The sequence below is a fragment of the Rhodococcoides kyotonense genome (genome assembly GCF_001645385.1).
Taxonomy (GTDB): domain Bacteria; phylum Actinomycetota; class Actinomycetes; order Mycobacteriales; family Mycobacteriaceae; genus Rhodococcoides; species Rhodococcoides kyotonensis_B.
In genome coordinates, this window is record NZ_LVHI01000038.1 from 1 (window position 1) to 16,600 (window position 16,600).

Below are 16,600 nucleotides of genomic sequence, written 5' to 3' on the forward strand. Positions count from 1 at the left end.
CGTCAGTACTTTCCCAAAGGCACCGATCTGTCCGTTCACTCCCCGGAACGGCTCGCCGAGGTCGAGGACCTACTCAACAACCGTCCCCGTAGGACCCTCGGATGGGATACTCCTCTGAAGGCATACGACAAGACGCTCGTTGCGATGACCGCTTGAGACCGCCGTATAGCCCGCTATACATTCGCGCGCACGAGGTCTGTGACGACTCACCATTGAACCGTCGCTGCCGGCTACCTACCGTCAGCGAGTGGCCATGAAACGCAGTGTTGCGACCGTCGTTCTTGCCAGTGCGCTCGTGTGCGCGATGCCCGCAGTGGCGTCGGCGAATCCACAGGGGCCCGATGTGTCGTCGTGGCAACACATCGACGGCACCGCGATCGACTGGTTCGCAGTGCGCGAATCGGGCCACGACTTCGCGATGGTCAAGGCCACCGAGGGTCTGAACTACGTCAACCCGTACTTCGTGCAGGACTGCGTCGTCATGCGGGTCGCGGGTGTCGCTCGCGGCGCGTATCACTACGCGGACGTCCGGGAGTCACCCGAACTGCAGGCGGCGTACTACTCGACGGTCGTCCTCGGCATCAACGGACCGGGTGATCTGCCACCGGTCTTGGATCTCGAACGGTCGCACGGTCTTTCGCCGGCACAACTGATCGACTGGACACACCGCTACCTGAACGCGGTGCAGGCGCTGACCGGACGCCAGCCGATCATCTACACCTATCCGAACTTCTGGCGGACGGCGATGGCCGACACTCACGAGTTCAACCACTATCCCCTGTGGATCGCGGACTACAACGACACTCTCGGTCCGCTTCCGGGAGGGTGGACGCAGTGGATGTTCTGGCAGTTCACCGACAACGGTCGCATCCCGGGCATCGAGGCGCCGACCGACATCAACAACTACAGCGGGTCCGGCGGCGATCTTCGGCGGTTGGCGCGCTGGTAGCCCTCGTGCGTGCGAATGTATAGCGGGCTATACATTCGCACGCACGTGGGCTAGGCGCCCAATGCCCTCGCCAGCGTCGGCCACGACGCCCGCAGCGCATCCTGCCAGTACATCCACGAGTGCGTGCCCGGGAACCCGAGGTCGAAGTCGGCGGGTATGCCCAGGTCGTCGAGACGCTGCTGCAGCCGCATCGCGCAGCTGTTCGTGATGGCCTCGATCGCGCCACCGACGACGATCTGATCGGGTAGCGGAGGCGATCCCGCAGGCCGGACGACGCCCGGCACCTCGTACGGCCCCGGCAACCCGGTCGCGTTGGAGACGAACAGCTCGAGTCCGCGAAGCTTCTCGGCGTTGACGTACGGATCGTGCTCGACCCAGCGCGGGTCTCCGTCGGGACCCCACATGTTGTCGGTGTTGCCGCGGCCGCGCGCTTCGACCAGCAGTCGAACGAAGTTGCGTGCCACAGGATCCGACGTCTGCGCACACCCGCTGTACGACGCCACTCCTCGATACAGGCCGGGAGCCTGAATCGCGAGATCGAGCACCGATCCGGCCGACATGGACAGTCCACCGATTGCGTTGACGCCGTTGGCATCCAGTGCGTCGTCGAGTACGGGCGGGAGCTCCTGCGTCAGGAAGGTCTGCCATTTGTTGCGGCCGAGCACCGGGTCGTCGTGCTGCCAGTCGGTGTAGTACGACAGATAGCCGCCGACGGGGATGACCACGTTGACGTTCTTGTCTCCGAAGAACTGAGACATGTCCGTCTGCCGCAACCAGTTCGCGCCGTCCTCGCCGCCGCCTGCACCGTTGAGCATGTACAGCGTCGGCCGCGGTGCGGACGTGTCTGCGGGACGAAGCACCTGCAGCTGGATGACGCGATCCATCGACGGCGAGTAGACGAAGACGTCCCAGCGGCGATCGTCCTTCTTGTCGATACGGTCCACCGAGCTGGGCGGATCGGCGACGGCAACAGCCGTCGGCATCAGCAGAAACAGAGCCAGAACCCCGAGGACCGCGCGGCGTAACCAGATCACCGCCCACCACCTCGGGACAGCCGCCGCGCAACCACCGGGCCGTAGGTCTTGACGGCAGGCGCGGACATCATCTGCCAATGCGAGTGTGCGACGGACACATTCGTGATTTCACCGCGGACGTAGGGATGCCACGTGGCGACACCCGACCGATCTTCCATCCCTGCCGCGACGTAGAGGACGTCGCCGTCGTACACACGTGGACGATGGCGCACCGCCAGATCGTGATTGTGCAGTGCCGCGGCGAGAAGCCGTTCGGCGTCTGAGGTCTCGATGATTCCGGACCCGCCGAGCAATGTCGGCAGAGTGTCGAGCGCGACGACTTGATTCTCGACGCCGGGCAACGACAGTCCCACCGCGTCGAGCAGATCCGACGCCGGAATCTCGGCGTTCCAGACGTCCTCGGGTTGCATGGCGTGGCTGTCGAGCAGAGTCAGCGACGCCACGTCCTTGCCTGCGTCGCGGAGTTGCACGGCCATCTCGTGCGCGATCGTGCCGCCGAGCGACCAGCCCAGCAGGTGGTACGGCCCGTCGGGTGCGATCTTCTCGATCTCCTCGATGTAGCGGCGCGCCACACCGCCGAGAGAATCGGGTAAGTCGGCGGGACCGGGCGTCTGCAGGCCGTAGATCGGGCCGTCCGTGTATCGATCCAATCCGGTGTAGCACCACGACAATCCGACGATCGGATGGATGCAGAACAGCGGCGCGGACGTTCCCTCCGTACGTATGGGGAACACGATGTCGTAGGACGAGCCCGCCGACCCCTCTGAATCGAGCAGAGCCGCAATCGATTCGGGCGTCGGTTCGGTCAACAGCGCCTGCAGCGACAACACCGTCCCGGTGTTCTCTCGAATGGCCGAGACGACGCGCATCGCCGTCAGCGACGTCCCGCCGAGGGCGAAGAAGTCGTCGTCGATGCCAACCTTGTTCATATCGAGTACCTCCGCGAATACACGTGTGACGATCTCTTGGGATTCTGTGGTGGGCGGTGTGTAGCTCCGCTCGGCGTGATTCGGAGCGGGGAGCCGTGCCGTGTCCAACTTGCCTGTCGGTGTCCGCGGCACCGCGTCGAGAACGACGACAGCCGACGGAATCATGTAGCTCGGCAACATTTTTCGAAGATGGGCACGCGCGTCGTCGGGACTGCCGAGTACGTAGGAGACGAGAATCGTCTCCCCCGACGGGCCGGGTCGGCCGATCGTGACGGCGAAGTCGACGTCGGGATGCGTCGACAGTGCCGCGTCGATCTCCCCCAGTTCGATGCGGAAGCCGCGTACCTTCACCTGGGAGTCACCGCGGCCGCTGTAGCGCAGACGGCCGCCGGGGGTCCACCGCACGATGTCGCCGGTGCGATACATCCGGCCCGCTCCGAACGGGTTCGCGACGAAACGCGTCGACGTCAGGCCTTCTCGCCCGTGGTAGCCGCGCGCCACCGCGGGCCCTGCGACGTACAGCTCACCGGGAACGCCGACCGGCGCCGGGTGCAGGCGGGAATCCAGTACGACTGCCTCGAAACCTGTTATGGGTGCACCGATGTCGACCGGCGCGCCGACGTCGACTGCGCCGAGTGTCGAGATGTCGGTGGCCTCGGTCGGTCCGTATCCGTTGAGCATGAGCCGCCCCGGTGCCCAGCGCGCGACCAACTCGGGACTGCACGCCTCACCTCCGACGCAGACGACGCGCAGCGTCTCGAGGCCGTCCGGGTCGAGTGTCGACAGCGCGGACGGTGTCATCAGCGCATGGGTGACGCCCTCGGATCGGATCAGGTCGCCCAGTTCGTCACCACCCAGAATCTCCGGCGGAGACACGACGAGCGTGGCCGACGCGGACAGCGCCGACACCATCTCACCGACGGCCATGTCGAAGCTCGGGGACGCCGCGTGCAGGAACCGCGACTCGGCCGTCACGCGATGCAGATCACGCCGTGCTGCAGCGAGATTCGCCAGACCGCGATGGGGGACGACGACTCCCTTCGGCAGCCCGGTCGAGCCGGACGTGTAGATGACGTACGCGGCGGAATCGAGCCTTACGACCCCGGCGAGTTCGTCCGCGCCCAGCGGTTCGGCGGACGCTCCATCCTGATCGGCGACGGTGTCCGCGTCATCGAGTTCGAGCCACGTGATCCCGTCGGGCAGAGACGATCTGTGCGCGGCGAGCGTGATCCCCATCGCCGCTCCGGAATCGGACACCATGTGCGCCACTCGGTCTCGCGGATAGGTGGGATCGACGGGCAGATAGGCCGCTCCCGTCTTCGTCACCGCCCACACTGCCGCCACCGACTCCCACGACCGCGGAAGACCGAGTGCGACGACGGTGTCCGGCCCGATTCCGTACCCGAGAAGCACCCGAGCCAGCCTGTTCGACGCCTCGTCCGCCTCACGGTAGGTGTGTCCGTGACCGTTCCACCGGACGGCGATGCCGTTCGGGTTGGCCATGACGGCCGTGTCGATCAGCTGCGAGAGCGTCTGTGGCCGAACCGCATTCGCGCCGTGTACCGGCGTCGACGCCGCTCGCTCGGCCGCGGACAGCAACTCGATGTCTCCCACCGCCCGACTCGGATCCTGCATCGCCGCAGTCACGATCACACCGAACATCGATGCGAACCGCCTCGCGGTGGCCGCGTCGAACAGGTCGGTGCTGTAGCGCAGCGATCCGTGGATGCCGTCGGCCACGTCTGTGAGGGTGAGTGCCAGATCGAATCGTGTGACGGGTGACTCGTACGGAAACTCCGACACGGTCAGACCCGGCAACTCCAGCGTGGTCGGCCGCTGCGGTTCGTACGCGAGCAACGCCTGGAACAACGGCGCGTGCGACGTCGACCGCGTGGGCGCGACCGCCTGAACGACCTGTTCGAACGGAATGTCACTGTGCGCCAACGCGTCCAGATTCGTCTCACGTACCCGCTGCACCAAGTCCTCGAAACTCTCGCCGGCGCGATACTCGGTCCGGAGCACGAGCGTCCCGACGAACATGCCGACCACGTCGTCGAGTGCCCCGGCGCCGCGGCCCGACACGGTGGTACCGACGGCGATGTCCGTCGTTCCCGACAGCCGCGCAAGCAGGACCGCGTACGCGGCATTCATGACCATGAACACCGAGGCGCCAGAGCGAAGTGCGAGCGATCGGACGGCCGCCGCCTCGTCTCGTGAGAGGTCGAATCCGACCTCCGCACCGCGCTGCGACGCCACCACCGGACGCGGCCTGTCGGTGGGAAGTTCGAGCAGGTCGGGCAGCCCGTCGAGCGTGCGACGCCAGTAGCCGAGCTGCTGTGACGCGACCGAGTCCGCATCGTCGGTGGATCCGAGTACCGTGCGCTGCCAGACCGCGAAATCGGCGTACTGCACGGGAAGCGGATCCCATCCGGGTGAAGTGCCCTGCAGCCGAGCAGAATACGCGGTGACGACGTCCCGAGCCAGTGGCGCCATCGACATGCCGTCGGCCGCGATGTGGTGCACGACGAGGACGAGCACATAGCTGTCGACGTCGGTCCGCAGCAGGGCGCCGCGAATCGGAACAGCCGCGGTGACGTCGAATCCGCGACCGAGGACATCGGTCACGGCGGCGAGTACGTTCTTCTCGTCGACCTCGGCGACGCGCAGATCCAGGCCGACATCGGCCGCGTCCACGATCACCTGCTCGGGCTCGTCGGCGACTGGGTACAGCGTGCGCAGCGACTCGTGCCGCTCGAGAACGTCGTGTACGGCCAGGCGCAGCGCATCGGCGTCGAGCGCTCCGGTGAGTCGTACCGCGAACGCGATGTTGTACGCCGGGCTGTCCGGCGCAGCCTGATTCAGCAACCACATGCGAGTCTGGGCGGCCGACAACGGGATTAGGTCCGGACGATCGGCGGCGATCAACCGCGGCAGCGACGACCGCTCCGCATCGTCGACCCGCGCCGCGAGCCCGGCGACGGTCGATGCTTCGAACAGAGCGCGTACCGCGAGTGCGGTCCCGGCTTCCTCGTTGATGCGGGCGATCACACGCGTCGCGACGAGCGACGTGCCGCCGAGGTCGAAGAAGTCGTCCTGGGCGCCGATGCGGTCCACCGCGAAGACCGTCTCGAACACGTCGGCGACCAGAATCTCGCTGTTCGTGCGCGGTGCGACGTAGTCGGCGCCTGCAAAGACAGGACGCGGCAACGCCTTTCGATCGATCTTGCCCGCCTCCGTCATCGGGACGCGGTCGATCGTGGTGACCGAGCGAGGAACCATGTGCGACGGCAGAGACTGTCGCGCGAAGTCCGTCAGCGCCGCGTCGTCCACGTCCCCACCTGCGGGGACGACGTAGCTGACGACGCTGTCAGCGTGCACCGCCGACACCGCGTGGGCGACGCTCGGATGCCGCGCGAGTACCGCGTCGACCTCGCCGAGTTCGATGCGGAAGCCGCGGACCTTCACCTGCGCGTCCGCCCGGCCGAGGTATTCGAGGCTGTCCCCGACGACGCGCACCCGATCACCGGTGCGGTACAGCCGCTCACCACCGGGCCCGGCGACGAACGACGCTGCCGTCAGTGCCGGGTTGCCGTGGTACCCGCGGGCGAGCGCGTCACCGGCCACGTACAGCTCGCCCACGACCCCGAGACCGACGGGATGCAGTCGCGCATCGAGGACGTAGGCGTCGATCCCGCGGGTCGGTCCGCCGATACGAACCGGTGTGTCGGCGTCGAGCGGGCCTTCCAGGGTGGCGACGATCGTGCACTCCGTCGGCCCGTAGGCGTTGAACAGCGAGACGCGGTCGGCCCAGGTCCGTACCAGCTCGGGACTGCACACGTCGCCGCCGACGACGAGTACTCGTAGCTCGGGGAGGGCATCCGGATCGACCGTGGCGGCGGCCGCCGGCGTCAGGAACGCATGCGTGACGCCGTGCATAGCAGCCGTGAGCTCGGCGCCACCGTAGACGTCGGGGTCGACGATCGTCATCGTGCCCCCTGCGCCGACGGTCATCAGGAGTTCCAGAATCGAGGCATCGAAGCTCGGGGACGCGAAATGGAGTGTGCGACTGCGGGGATCGAGTCCGAAGCGTTCGACGAACTCGGCCGTCAGATGTGCCAGGCCCGCGTGTGTGACGGCAACACCCTTCGGCAGGCCCGTCGAACCGGATGTGTAGATGACGTACGCGCGATGCGCGGGCCTCAGCGGCAGCAGGCGGTCTCTATCCGTTATCGGTGCCGTGGAACCGTCGGGGAGATCGCCCGGGTCGATCCAGTCGATGCCCCCGAGCCGGATCGTGTCGGAGATACCCAGCACCGCTTTGGAATCGGTGAGCATGTGTTCGATCCGGTCCGCCGGATAGCGCGGGTCGACGGGCACGAACGCGGCACCGGTCTTCGCGACGGCCCACACCATGGCGATCGACTGGACGCTCCGAGAGAGCGCGACGACGACCGACGTCTCCGGTCCTGCGCCGCGGGCGATCAGTTGTCGAGCCACGGAGTTCGAGACTGCGTCGAGTTCGATGTAGCTGCAGACTCTTTCACCGTGAAGCAGAGCTACATCTCCGGCTTTCAGCGCTCCAGCCATGATGTCCGGCAGGGTTCGTCGCGCGGCACCCGGCCGGCCGCGCAGCACCGACGGGCGGCTCGCCGGAATGTCCCCGACCACCGTCGCCGGATCTGCGAGCACCGCCGTCAGAATGCGCACGAACTGCTCGGCGAATCTTTCGACGGTACTGCGGTCGAAGAGATCGGTTGCGTACGTGAGAGTTCCGTCGTACGTAGTGGAATCGATACCGAACTGCAGATCGAACTTCGCGATCGGTGCGACGCCGGTCAACGGGGTGACGGTCAGATCCGGCAGTTCGACGGCCGGGGCTGGCTCGTCGAGCGACAGCATCACCTGGAAGAGCGGATGGTGCGCGGTGGAACGTGCGGGAGCGAGGAGTTCGACGAGGCGGTCGAACGGCACGTCGGCATGCGCGTAGGCGGTGAGGTCACGGTCCCGGACCTGCTGGAGAACATCGGTGAAGCTCGACGCCGAGTCCACGAAGGCCCGTAGTGCCAACGTGCCGACGAACATTCCGACCAGATCGTCGAGCGCCTGCTCACCGCGGCCCGCGACCGGGGTACCGATCGTGATGTCCCGCTCCCCCGACAACTGTGCGAGCAGAACCGCGAGCGCCGCGTGCAGCACCATGAACGGGGTCGTTCCGGTGCGCGCGGCGAGGTCGGCGACGGATGTGCGGACGTCGTCGGGGATTGCGAACGACACCGAGTCTCCGCGATAGGAGAAGGTCTGCGGCGCAGAACGATCCGTCGGCAGAGCAAGCCGGTGCGGAACACCGTCGAGTTCTCGCGTCCAGAAATCGATCTGACGTGACGCCACCGACTCCGGATCGTCCTCCGCTCCGAGCTTGTCCAGCATCCACAGCGCATAGTCGGCGTACTCCACGGGCAGGGCGTTCCACGACGGAGCGACACCGTGCGCGCGAGAGGTGTACGCCAGCATCACGTCTCGCGCAAGCGGCCGCATCGACCAGCCGTCGGCCGCTATGTGATGCGTGACGACGAGCAGGACATGCTCGGTCGCGGACAGACGGAACACCTTGGCGCGCAACGGCGGCCGATCCGTGACGTCGAACCCGCGGCCCGCGGCGGTCAGCAGCGCGGCGGTGAGGCGATCCGCGGTGGTGTCGACGACCGGAACATCGAGTGCGACATCGTCGAGTATCACCTGACGTGGGCCCGTCGGCGAATCCGGATAGAAGGTGCGCAGGGGATGGTGTCGCGCGACGACGTCCACGACGGCCTGGGTGAGTGCGCCGACATCCACGACGCCGTCGAGCCGGACCGCGCCTGCGATGTTGTAGGCGGGCGACGACGGATCGAACCGGTTCAGCAGCCACATGCGATGCTGGTTCGGCGCGAGCGGAATGGTCGACGGTCTCGGTCCGGCAACGAGAGTGGTTATCGCCGAACCGACCTCGACTCTGGAGGCCAGACCACGCACCGTCGGATCGTCGAACAGATCACGCACGCTCAGGGAGCCGCCGAGGTCGGAGTTGATGCGTGCGATCACCTGCGTCGCGGTCAGCGAGTTCCCCCCGAGTTCGAACCAGCTCGTCGTGGCACCGACGTCGACTGCCTCGAGCACATCGGAGAAGATATGCGCCACGGCGACTTCCACGTCACCGGCGGGTGGCTCGAAAACAACAGGTGACGCCAACGGTTCCGGTAGTGCCGAGCGGTCCAGCTTGCCGTTGCGCCCGAGGGGCATGCGGTCGACGTCGACGAACACCGTCGGCACCATGTACGCGGGCAGTTCCGACTCGACGTGCGCGCGGATCGTGTCGACGTCGGCAGTTCCACAGACGTACGCGACGAGGCGTTCCTTCGTTCCTTCGCCGTACACCGTCGCAACGGTCGACGCGACGCCGGGCGTCCTCAGGATCGATGCTTCGATCTCGCCGAGCTCGAGACGCTGCCCGCGCAGCTTCACCTGGAAGTCGTTGCGACCCAGATACTCCAGCGTCCCACTCGCCGTCCATCGCACCAGATCCCCGGTGCGGTACATGCGGCTGCCGACCGCGAACGGGTCCGCGACGAAACGATCCGACGTCAGCGCGCTGCGTGTCACGTATCCCCGAGCGAGCTGCACACCCGACAGATAGAGCTCGCCGACGGCGCCGATCGGAGCCGTGCGCAGCGCCGAATCGAGTACGCGCACGCCGGTGTTCCACACCGGCACGCCGATCGGAACGGCGCCTTCGCCGTCGGCGTCGGTGCGGTGGTAGGTGACGTCGACGGCGGCCTCGGTGGGCCCGTACAGGTTGTGCAGCTCGGTGGTGAGCGCTGCATGGGTGCGCTGGACCGTCGAGCGGGGTAGGGCTTCGCCGCTCGCGAAGATCTGCCGCAGCGAGCCGCACGCGTCGAGATCTCCGTGCGCGAGGAACAGATCGAGCATCGACGGCACGAAATGCATCGTCGTGACGGCCTGCTCGTGGATCAAGCTGGAGAGGTACTTGGGGTCGCGATGGCCACCGGGTTCGGCGATGACGGTCCGCGCCCCGATCATGTGCGGCCAGAACAGCTCCCACACGGACACGTCGAACGTCGTCGGGGTCTTGTGCAGAACGACGTCGGATGCGTCCATCGGGTAGGTGTCCTGCATCCACACCAGTCGGTTCACGATGGATCGATGCGATACCGCGACGCCTTTCGGCCCTCCGGTCGAGCCCGACGTGAAGATGACGTACGCGGTGTTGTCGGCGCGCAGCGGTGTCGGGCGCTCGCGGTCGAGAATCGGACCGGTGTCGAACGACGACAGGTCGAGCGCCCTCGGATCGATGACCGGCACGGCACTCTCGATCTGCGTCCCCAGGACGAGCGTCGGCGCCGCGGTGGCAATCATGTGCGCGAGCCGAGCCGCAGGCAGTGCCGGGTCGAGCGGGAGATAGGCGCCTCCCGCATGCACGATCGCGTGGATAGCGACGAGCTGATCGATCGATCGCGGCAGCGACACGGCGACGACGCTTTCCGGCCCGATCCCGCGTGAGATCAGGTAGCGCGCCATGCACCGCACGCGGGCGGCGAAGTTGCCGTACGTCAGCGACCGGCCGTCGGACACCACGCACGTGCTGTCCGCGTGCGTCGACGCCGGTTCGCGCAGTAGATCGAGCAGTGTCGTCGGCGCCACCTCACGCCTGGTGTCGATCCACCGACCGGTGACGGCGAGTCGTTCCTCCTCGCCGAGCACGTCGATGTCGACGACGCGCCCCTCGGGTGCGTCGATCATCGCGGCCATGACGCGCTCGAGTCGCTGCGCGATCGTCGTGACCTCACCGTGGGAGAACGCGTCGGGCGCGAACCGCAGCGTCATGGCCGGTGTCGGTTCCAGCACCGTGACGAGGGTCAGCGGGTAGTGCGTCGAGTCGGCGACGTCGATGCCGAGCACACGCATGCCGCCGATGTCGGTGGCGTTGCCGAGCGCATTGTGGTCGACGGGGTACGACTCGAACACCGTCAGCGTGTCGAACATCGCGCCCGGTCCCGCGGCTGCCTGGATCTCGGCCAGCCCGACGTGGTGGACATCGAGCAGGTCTGCCTGCTCCTGCTGGATGCGGGTCAGCAGTGCCCGCACGGTGTCCGCGACCTCGGTGCGCACCCGGACCGGCAACGTGTTGATGAACAGCCCGAGAGTGTCCGTCGCGCCGGCCAGTTCGGCGGGACGGCCGGAGACCGTCGCGCCGAAGACGACGTCGCGTCGAGAGAGCACCGCGGACAGCACGATCGACCAGGCCACCTGCACGACGGTGTTGACCGTGACGCCCAGGCTGCGTGCCAGGTCGTCGAGTGCGCGGCCGTCGAGTCGCACCGGAACGTCCTGAGGCAGAACGGTCGTGCCCGTGAACCGGTCGGCCACCAGGGTCGGCTCGGTCGAGCCCGACAGCACGTCCGTCCACCGCGTGAGCGCAGCGGCACCGTCGCGTCGCGACAGCCAGGCCAGGTAGTCGCGGTAGGACGGAGCGGGCGTCGGGATCGGACCGTCGGCCGCGTACAGCACCAGCAGGTCCCGGACGAAGATCGGCATCGACCAACCGTCGAACAGGATGTGGTGATTGGTGACGACGAGGTGCGTTCGCTCCCCGCTGCGCACGACGGCGAATCGGACGAGCGGGCCCGTGGCCAGGTCGAACGGCTGCGAACGTATCCGGGCGACGGCGTCACCGAGGTCGTCGGCTTCGATCTCGGACCACGGCACGTCGTGGTGGTGATGCACGATCTGCACGGGACGTCCGTGAGCGTCGGAGTCGAACGACACGCGCAGCGCGTCGTGACGGTCCAGCAGGCGGCCGGCAGCGCGGCGCAGCCGTGCGGTGTCGACGTCACCTCCGAGTGCGAAGACAATCTGCGCGGTGTACGGATCCACCCCGCCGCGCGTCAGATCGGCGTGGAACAGCAGTCCGCGCTGCAGCGGCGACAGTGGCCATGCATCGTCGAGCGTACCGAAACGACTCTCCCACAGCTCGATTCGCTTTTGATCGACCGAGATCAACGACATGTCCGACGGCGTGAGCCCGCCCGCGTCCGGAGCGGACGCGCGGTCGACCATCCGGGCGATCGCGCGGTGCCACAGTTCACCGAGCGCGTCGGCATCGACGAGGTCTACGGCATATCCGATGCGCGCCTGCAGAATTCCGTCGACGACGGCGAGGTCGATCTCGACGGCGAACTCCTGGGCCAGGTCGCGTCCGCTGTCGGACCCCACGGTTCTCGCGAGATCCGGAATCCAACCCTGGCCGGCCAGAGCGTCGGGAATGCGGGTGGAGAGGCGTCCGAGGTAGTTGACGGAAATCTGCGGTCGCGGCAGGTCGTCGAAGGCGCCGGACGCCGCGAGCACGCCGTATGCGGGACCGCGGCTCGGTACCGAGCGGATCTGTTCCTTGATGGACTTCGCGACGACATCGACGTCGGCGTTCGGTACGTCGAGCCGTACCGGATAGGTCGTGGTGAACCAGCCGACCGTCCGGGTGAGATCCGACCCCGGTATCGAATCCTCGTCCCGGCCATGGCTTTCGAGCTGCAGAAGCAACGACGGGGACGACTGCCAGCGCGAGAGCGCCATCGCCAGCGTCGTCAGCAGCACGTCGTCGGCGCTCATCCGGTAGGTGGTGGCGACGTTGCCGAGAAGCTTCTCGGTGAGGTCGGCTTCGACGGTCAGTTCGCTGTGCGCGGTGGAAATCCGTGTGTTCACCGAGTCGAACGGGCCGGACGGACCGTCGAGAACGGCTCTCCACGAATCGGTTTCGGCGACGACTTCGAGATCCTGCACCGCGTGCGACCACCGTCGCATCGAGGTCTCGACGGGCGGCAGCACGATCGACCCGGCACGCTGCGACCATGCGGTCGCGAGATCGGGAACCAGGATGCGCCAGGAGACACCGTCGACGACGAGGTGGTGGGCGACGAGCACGATACGATCCGCGTCGGTCAGGCGAACCACCTGCAGCACGACTCCGTCGCGCGGACGCAACCGCTCGCCTGCGCGTCGAACCACTGCGTCGAGATCCCCGGAATCGGTCGAAACGAGTTCCGCTACAACGGTAGTGCCGACCGGGTCGACGACGAGTTCGTCATCGACGAGGCGAGCGCGCAGCATGTCGTGATGGTCGACGACGGCGGTGACTGTGCGCACGAGATCGTCGTCGGTCAGGTCCGGAGGCGACGTCAGCACGAGTGCCTGGAAGAAGTAGTCGATGTCGGACCGCCGCGACGTGCGCGCCAGCACGCTGCGGGCAATCGGGAGCAGAGGCATCGACCCGACGCCACCACCGGGTAGTTCGTCGAGTCGCACGCGGTCGGCCACGGACGTCGCGACGCGTGCGAGGCCGGCAACCGTGCGCTGCTCGAACACGTCGCGCGGGGTGAATGCGATTCCCGACGCCTTGGCCCGCGAGACCAGTTGGATCGCGACGATGCTGTCGCCGCCGAGGGTGAAGAACGAGTCGTCGATGCCGACGGCGTCACGCCCGAGTACCTCGGCCATCGCGTCGGCGATGATCTGTTCGGTCTCGTCGGTCGGGACACGGTGGGGCGTGGCCTCGTCGTGGTCCCGAGGGTCGGGCAGTGCGGACCGGTCGACCTTGCCGGACGGTGTGAGAGGCACCGACGTCAACTCGACGATGTGGACCGGAACCATTTGCGACGGCAGGAAATCCGATGCGAGCGCATGCAGCGATGCGGCATCGAACTCGTGGTCCGGTTTGATCTTGACGTACGACACGAGCTGCGACCGGCCGTCGCGCTCGAGGACGACGGAGACGACGAAGTCGGTGGACTGATGCCACGACAGCACGGCATCGACCTCACCGAGTTCGATTCGGAGACCGTGCAATTGGACCTGGAAGTCACTGCGTCCGACGAACTCGAGCTCGGCGTCGGCGGGATCGTTCCCGCGCCAGCGCACGATGTCACCGGTCCGGTACAGCCGAGTGCCGCTGCCGTTCGGGTCGGCGACGAAACGGTCGGCGGTGACACCCGCACGATGCAGATAGCCGCGAGCGAGACCAGGCCCGCCGACGTACAGTTCACCGGCGATGCCGAGCGGAACCGGTCGCAGCCACCGATCGAGAACGAGAGCGGACGCGCCCTGCAGCGGGGTGCCGATGGTGATGGCCCGCGGATCGGTCAGCGGCGGCGTCATCGTGATGACGATGGTCGATTCGGTGGGACCGTAGCTGTTGTGCAGAACGGCGCGGCCGCGAAGCCGCTCCACGAGGTCGGGTGGGCAGGAATCTCCGCCCACGACAACGTGTTCCAACGATTCGACGGCGCCGACGTCCACCGTCGACAACAGTGCGGGGGCCGTGATGACGTGCGTGACGCGCTGCTCGTTCAGCAGGTCGGTCAGGTCGGTGCCGCCGTGGACGTCGGGTGGTGCGATGACCATCGTCGCGCCCGCGCCGAACGCGGCGATCATCTCGAACAGGGACGCGTCGAAACTCGACGACGAGAACCGCAGCACTCGCGCCGACGGGGTGAGTTCGAGTTCGGGCCGCTCCCGCGCCGTGAACGTCGTCAGTGCGGCGTGCGTGACCGCGACTCCCTTGGGCGTCCCCGTCGAACCGGACGTGTAGATGACGTACGCCGTGTTGTCCGGACGCAGCGGGCTGCGGCGGTCGTCGGGCGTGATCGGCGCGTCCGACCTGTCGGCGATCTCGGACTGGAACGCCGCGTCGTCGAGGGCGAGCCAGTGCACCCGGTCCGGCAGGGTGTCGGCGACGGCGAGCGTACTGAGTCCGACGAGCGCGCCCGAGTCGGTGACCATGTGTGCGATGCGTTCGGGCGGGTACGACGGGTCGACGGGCACGAACGCGGCGCCGGTCGCGGCAACGGCCCAGAACGCCGTCACCGAATCGATGCCGCGCGGAAACGCGACGGCGACGACGGTCTCCGGCCCCGCGCCGCGGGCGATGAGAGCTCGCGCGATCGCGTTGCTGCGGTGTGCCAGCTCGCGGTAGGTGACGTGCCGCTCGCTCTCGATCAGTGCCGTGCCGTCGGGGTGGGTGGTCGGACCGCAGGCGAGAATGTCCGGGAGCAGTGCAGGCGTTGCGACGCCGGGGCCGCGCGCCGGAACGAGCAGGCGGGCCTCGTCGTCGTGCAGAATCTCGAGGTCGTGCACCGCCGCGGCCGGGTCCGCGTCGAGGAAGCGAGCGAGCATTTCCAGGAAGCGACGGTAGAGGCCGTCGAACATGTTCTGCGTGTAGATGTTCGGGTTGGCCTCGAAGTCGATGCGCGAGCTGCCCGACGGGCCTGCCGGGTAGATGTTCACCGACAGGTCCTCGACGGGCCCGGTGGTCAGAATGTTCACGTCACCGATGCGCGAGCCGAAGCGTACGTCCCGGTCGTACGCCATGATGTTGATCGCCGGACCGAAGAAGCCACGCTGGTCCTGCGACGAATTGCTCTCTCGCCGAATGTCTTCCGCGCGGTATCGCTGATGCCGCAGCGCTCCCGTGAGTTCGAGCTGCACGGCCGACACCAGATCGGCCACGGTCGTCGACGCGTCGATGCGGGCCCGTATCGGCAGCACGTTCGAGACCATGCCGCCCGATCGTCGAAGAAGCGCCGTCGTCCGGCCTGCGACAGGGAGACTCAGAACGACGTCGTCCGACGCGGTCATCCGCGACAGGAAGGCGGCCACCGCGGCGACCGCGATCGGTGCGAAGGCGGAATCCAACCGGTCGACGGCACCGGCGAGGGCCTGTTCCATCGCGGCGGACAGCGGAGCGCCGCAGACCCGCGACCGAGCTGCAGGCGGGGCGACGACACCGGTGATACTCGGCGGCGACGGCAGGTTCTGCGACTTGGCCTGCCAGTAGGCCGCGTCCTTGCCGAAACGCGACGACGCCCGATAGTCGTCCTCGGCGCGGTAGACGTCGCGCAGACCGCCGGCCTTGGACGGAATCGGTTCCTCGCCCTCGGTGACGGCCGTGTAGATCTCGGCCGTGCGTTTCATCAGCTGAACGGCGCCGTAACCGTCGAGTGCGAGGTGGTGGACGTGCGAGTACCAGAAGGTGCGGTCGGGGGCGATTCGGAGGATCGCGGCGTGAACGAGCGGGTCACGGGTCAGATCGATCGGACGTGAGTAGGTCCGACGCATCCAATCGTGTGCGGCCCGAACGGGATCTGACTCGTCACTGAAGTCGACTCGCTCGGCGGCGTCGTCGGCAGCCTCGAGATATTGGTGGGGTTCACCATCGATCTCGACCAGTCGTAGTGATCCCGCACCGAGTTCACGCACGGCGCGACGTACGGCGTAGCGCATCGCCTGCTCGTCGACCTCGCCGCGGATGTCGATGAAGTTCGCGATCGTGATCGGTACGTCCGGCATCAGGTGCTGGGCGAACCACAGTCCACGTTGTGCCGCCGTGAGGGGAAAAGGCTCGGAGGTTCCGTCGGCGCGGCGATCGACGCTGAATTCACGCAGTTCCAGCGATTCCACAGATTCCACGAGTCGCTCTCTCGAGTTCGGGAGCCCTGCCGATGACGGAGTTCGTCGGGATCAAAGGCAGAACCGCGCTGCCCCGTAACGCCGTCTGCACTCGTGCCTGGAAAGTCCCTGGCCACCGGATTGTGTGCACACGAGGTTTACACAATCGTTATCACCGGTCAACCGCGTTACAG

3 protein-coding genes and 1 pseudogene are annotated in these 16,600 nt (G+C 67.1%); 2 read left to right on the forward strand and 2 right to left on the reverse strand.

The window, feature by feature from the left end; genetic code table 11:
- Positions 1 to 156 (forward strand): annotated as a pseudogene (locus A3K89_RS25885) (IS30 family transposase); the annotation flags it as partial.
- Between the two features lie 97 nt (positions 157 to 253).
- A complete protein-coding gene (locus A3K89_RS21730) occupies positions 254 to 949 on the forward strand; it encodes a glycoside hydrolase family 25 protein (RefSeq protein ID WP_068430982.1) in 696 nt (231 codons plus the stop codon).
- Positions 950 to 999: 50 nt separating this feature from the next.
- On the opposite strand, the gene A3K89_RS21735 is transcribed toward A3K89_RS21730, so the two are convergent.
- Together A3K89_RS21735 and A3K89_RS21740 are read right to left on the reverse strand one after the other, a co-directional pair.
- A complete protein-coding gene (locus A3K89_RS21735; protein WP_068430985.1) occupies positions 1,000 to 1,932 on the reverse strand; it encodes an alpha/beta hydrolase in 933 nt (310 codons plus the stop codon).
- Positions 1,933 to 1,979: 47 nt separating this feature from the next.
- The gene (locus A3K89_RS21740; protein WP_068430618.1) at positions 1,980 to 16,427 is read right to left on the reverse strand and encodes a non-ribosomal peptide synthetase; all 14,448 of its coding nucleotides are present in this window, start codon (positions 16,425 to 16,427) and stop codon (positions 1,980 to 1,982) included.
- Positions 16,428 to 16,600: the final 173 nt, after the last annotated feature.

Coding starts and splice junctions, on each gene's coding strand:
- A3K89_RS21735 (WP_068430985.1), bottom strand. CDS start 1,932: ATGCCGACGGCTGTTGCCGTCGCCGATCCGCCCAGCTCGGTGGACCGT.
- A3K89_RS21730 (WP_068430982.1), top strand. CDS start 254: ATGAAACGCAGTGTTGCGACCGTCGTTCTTGCCAGTGCGCTCGTGTGC.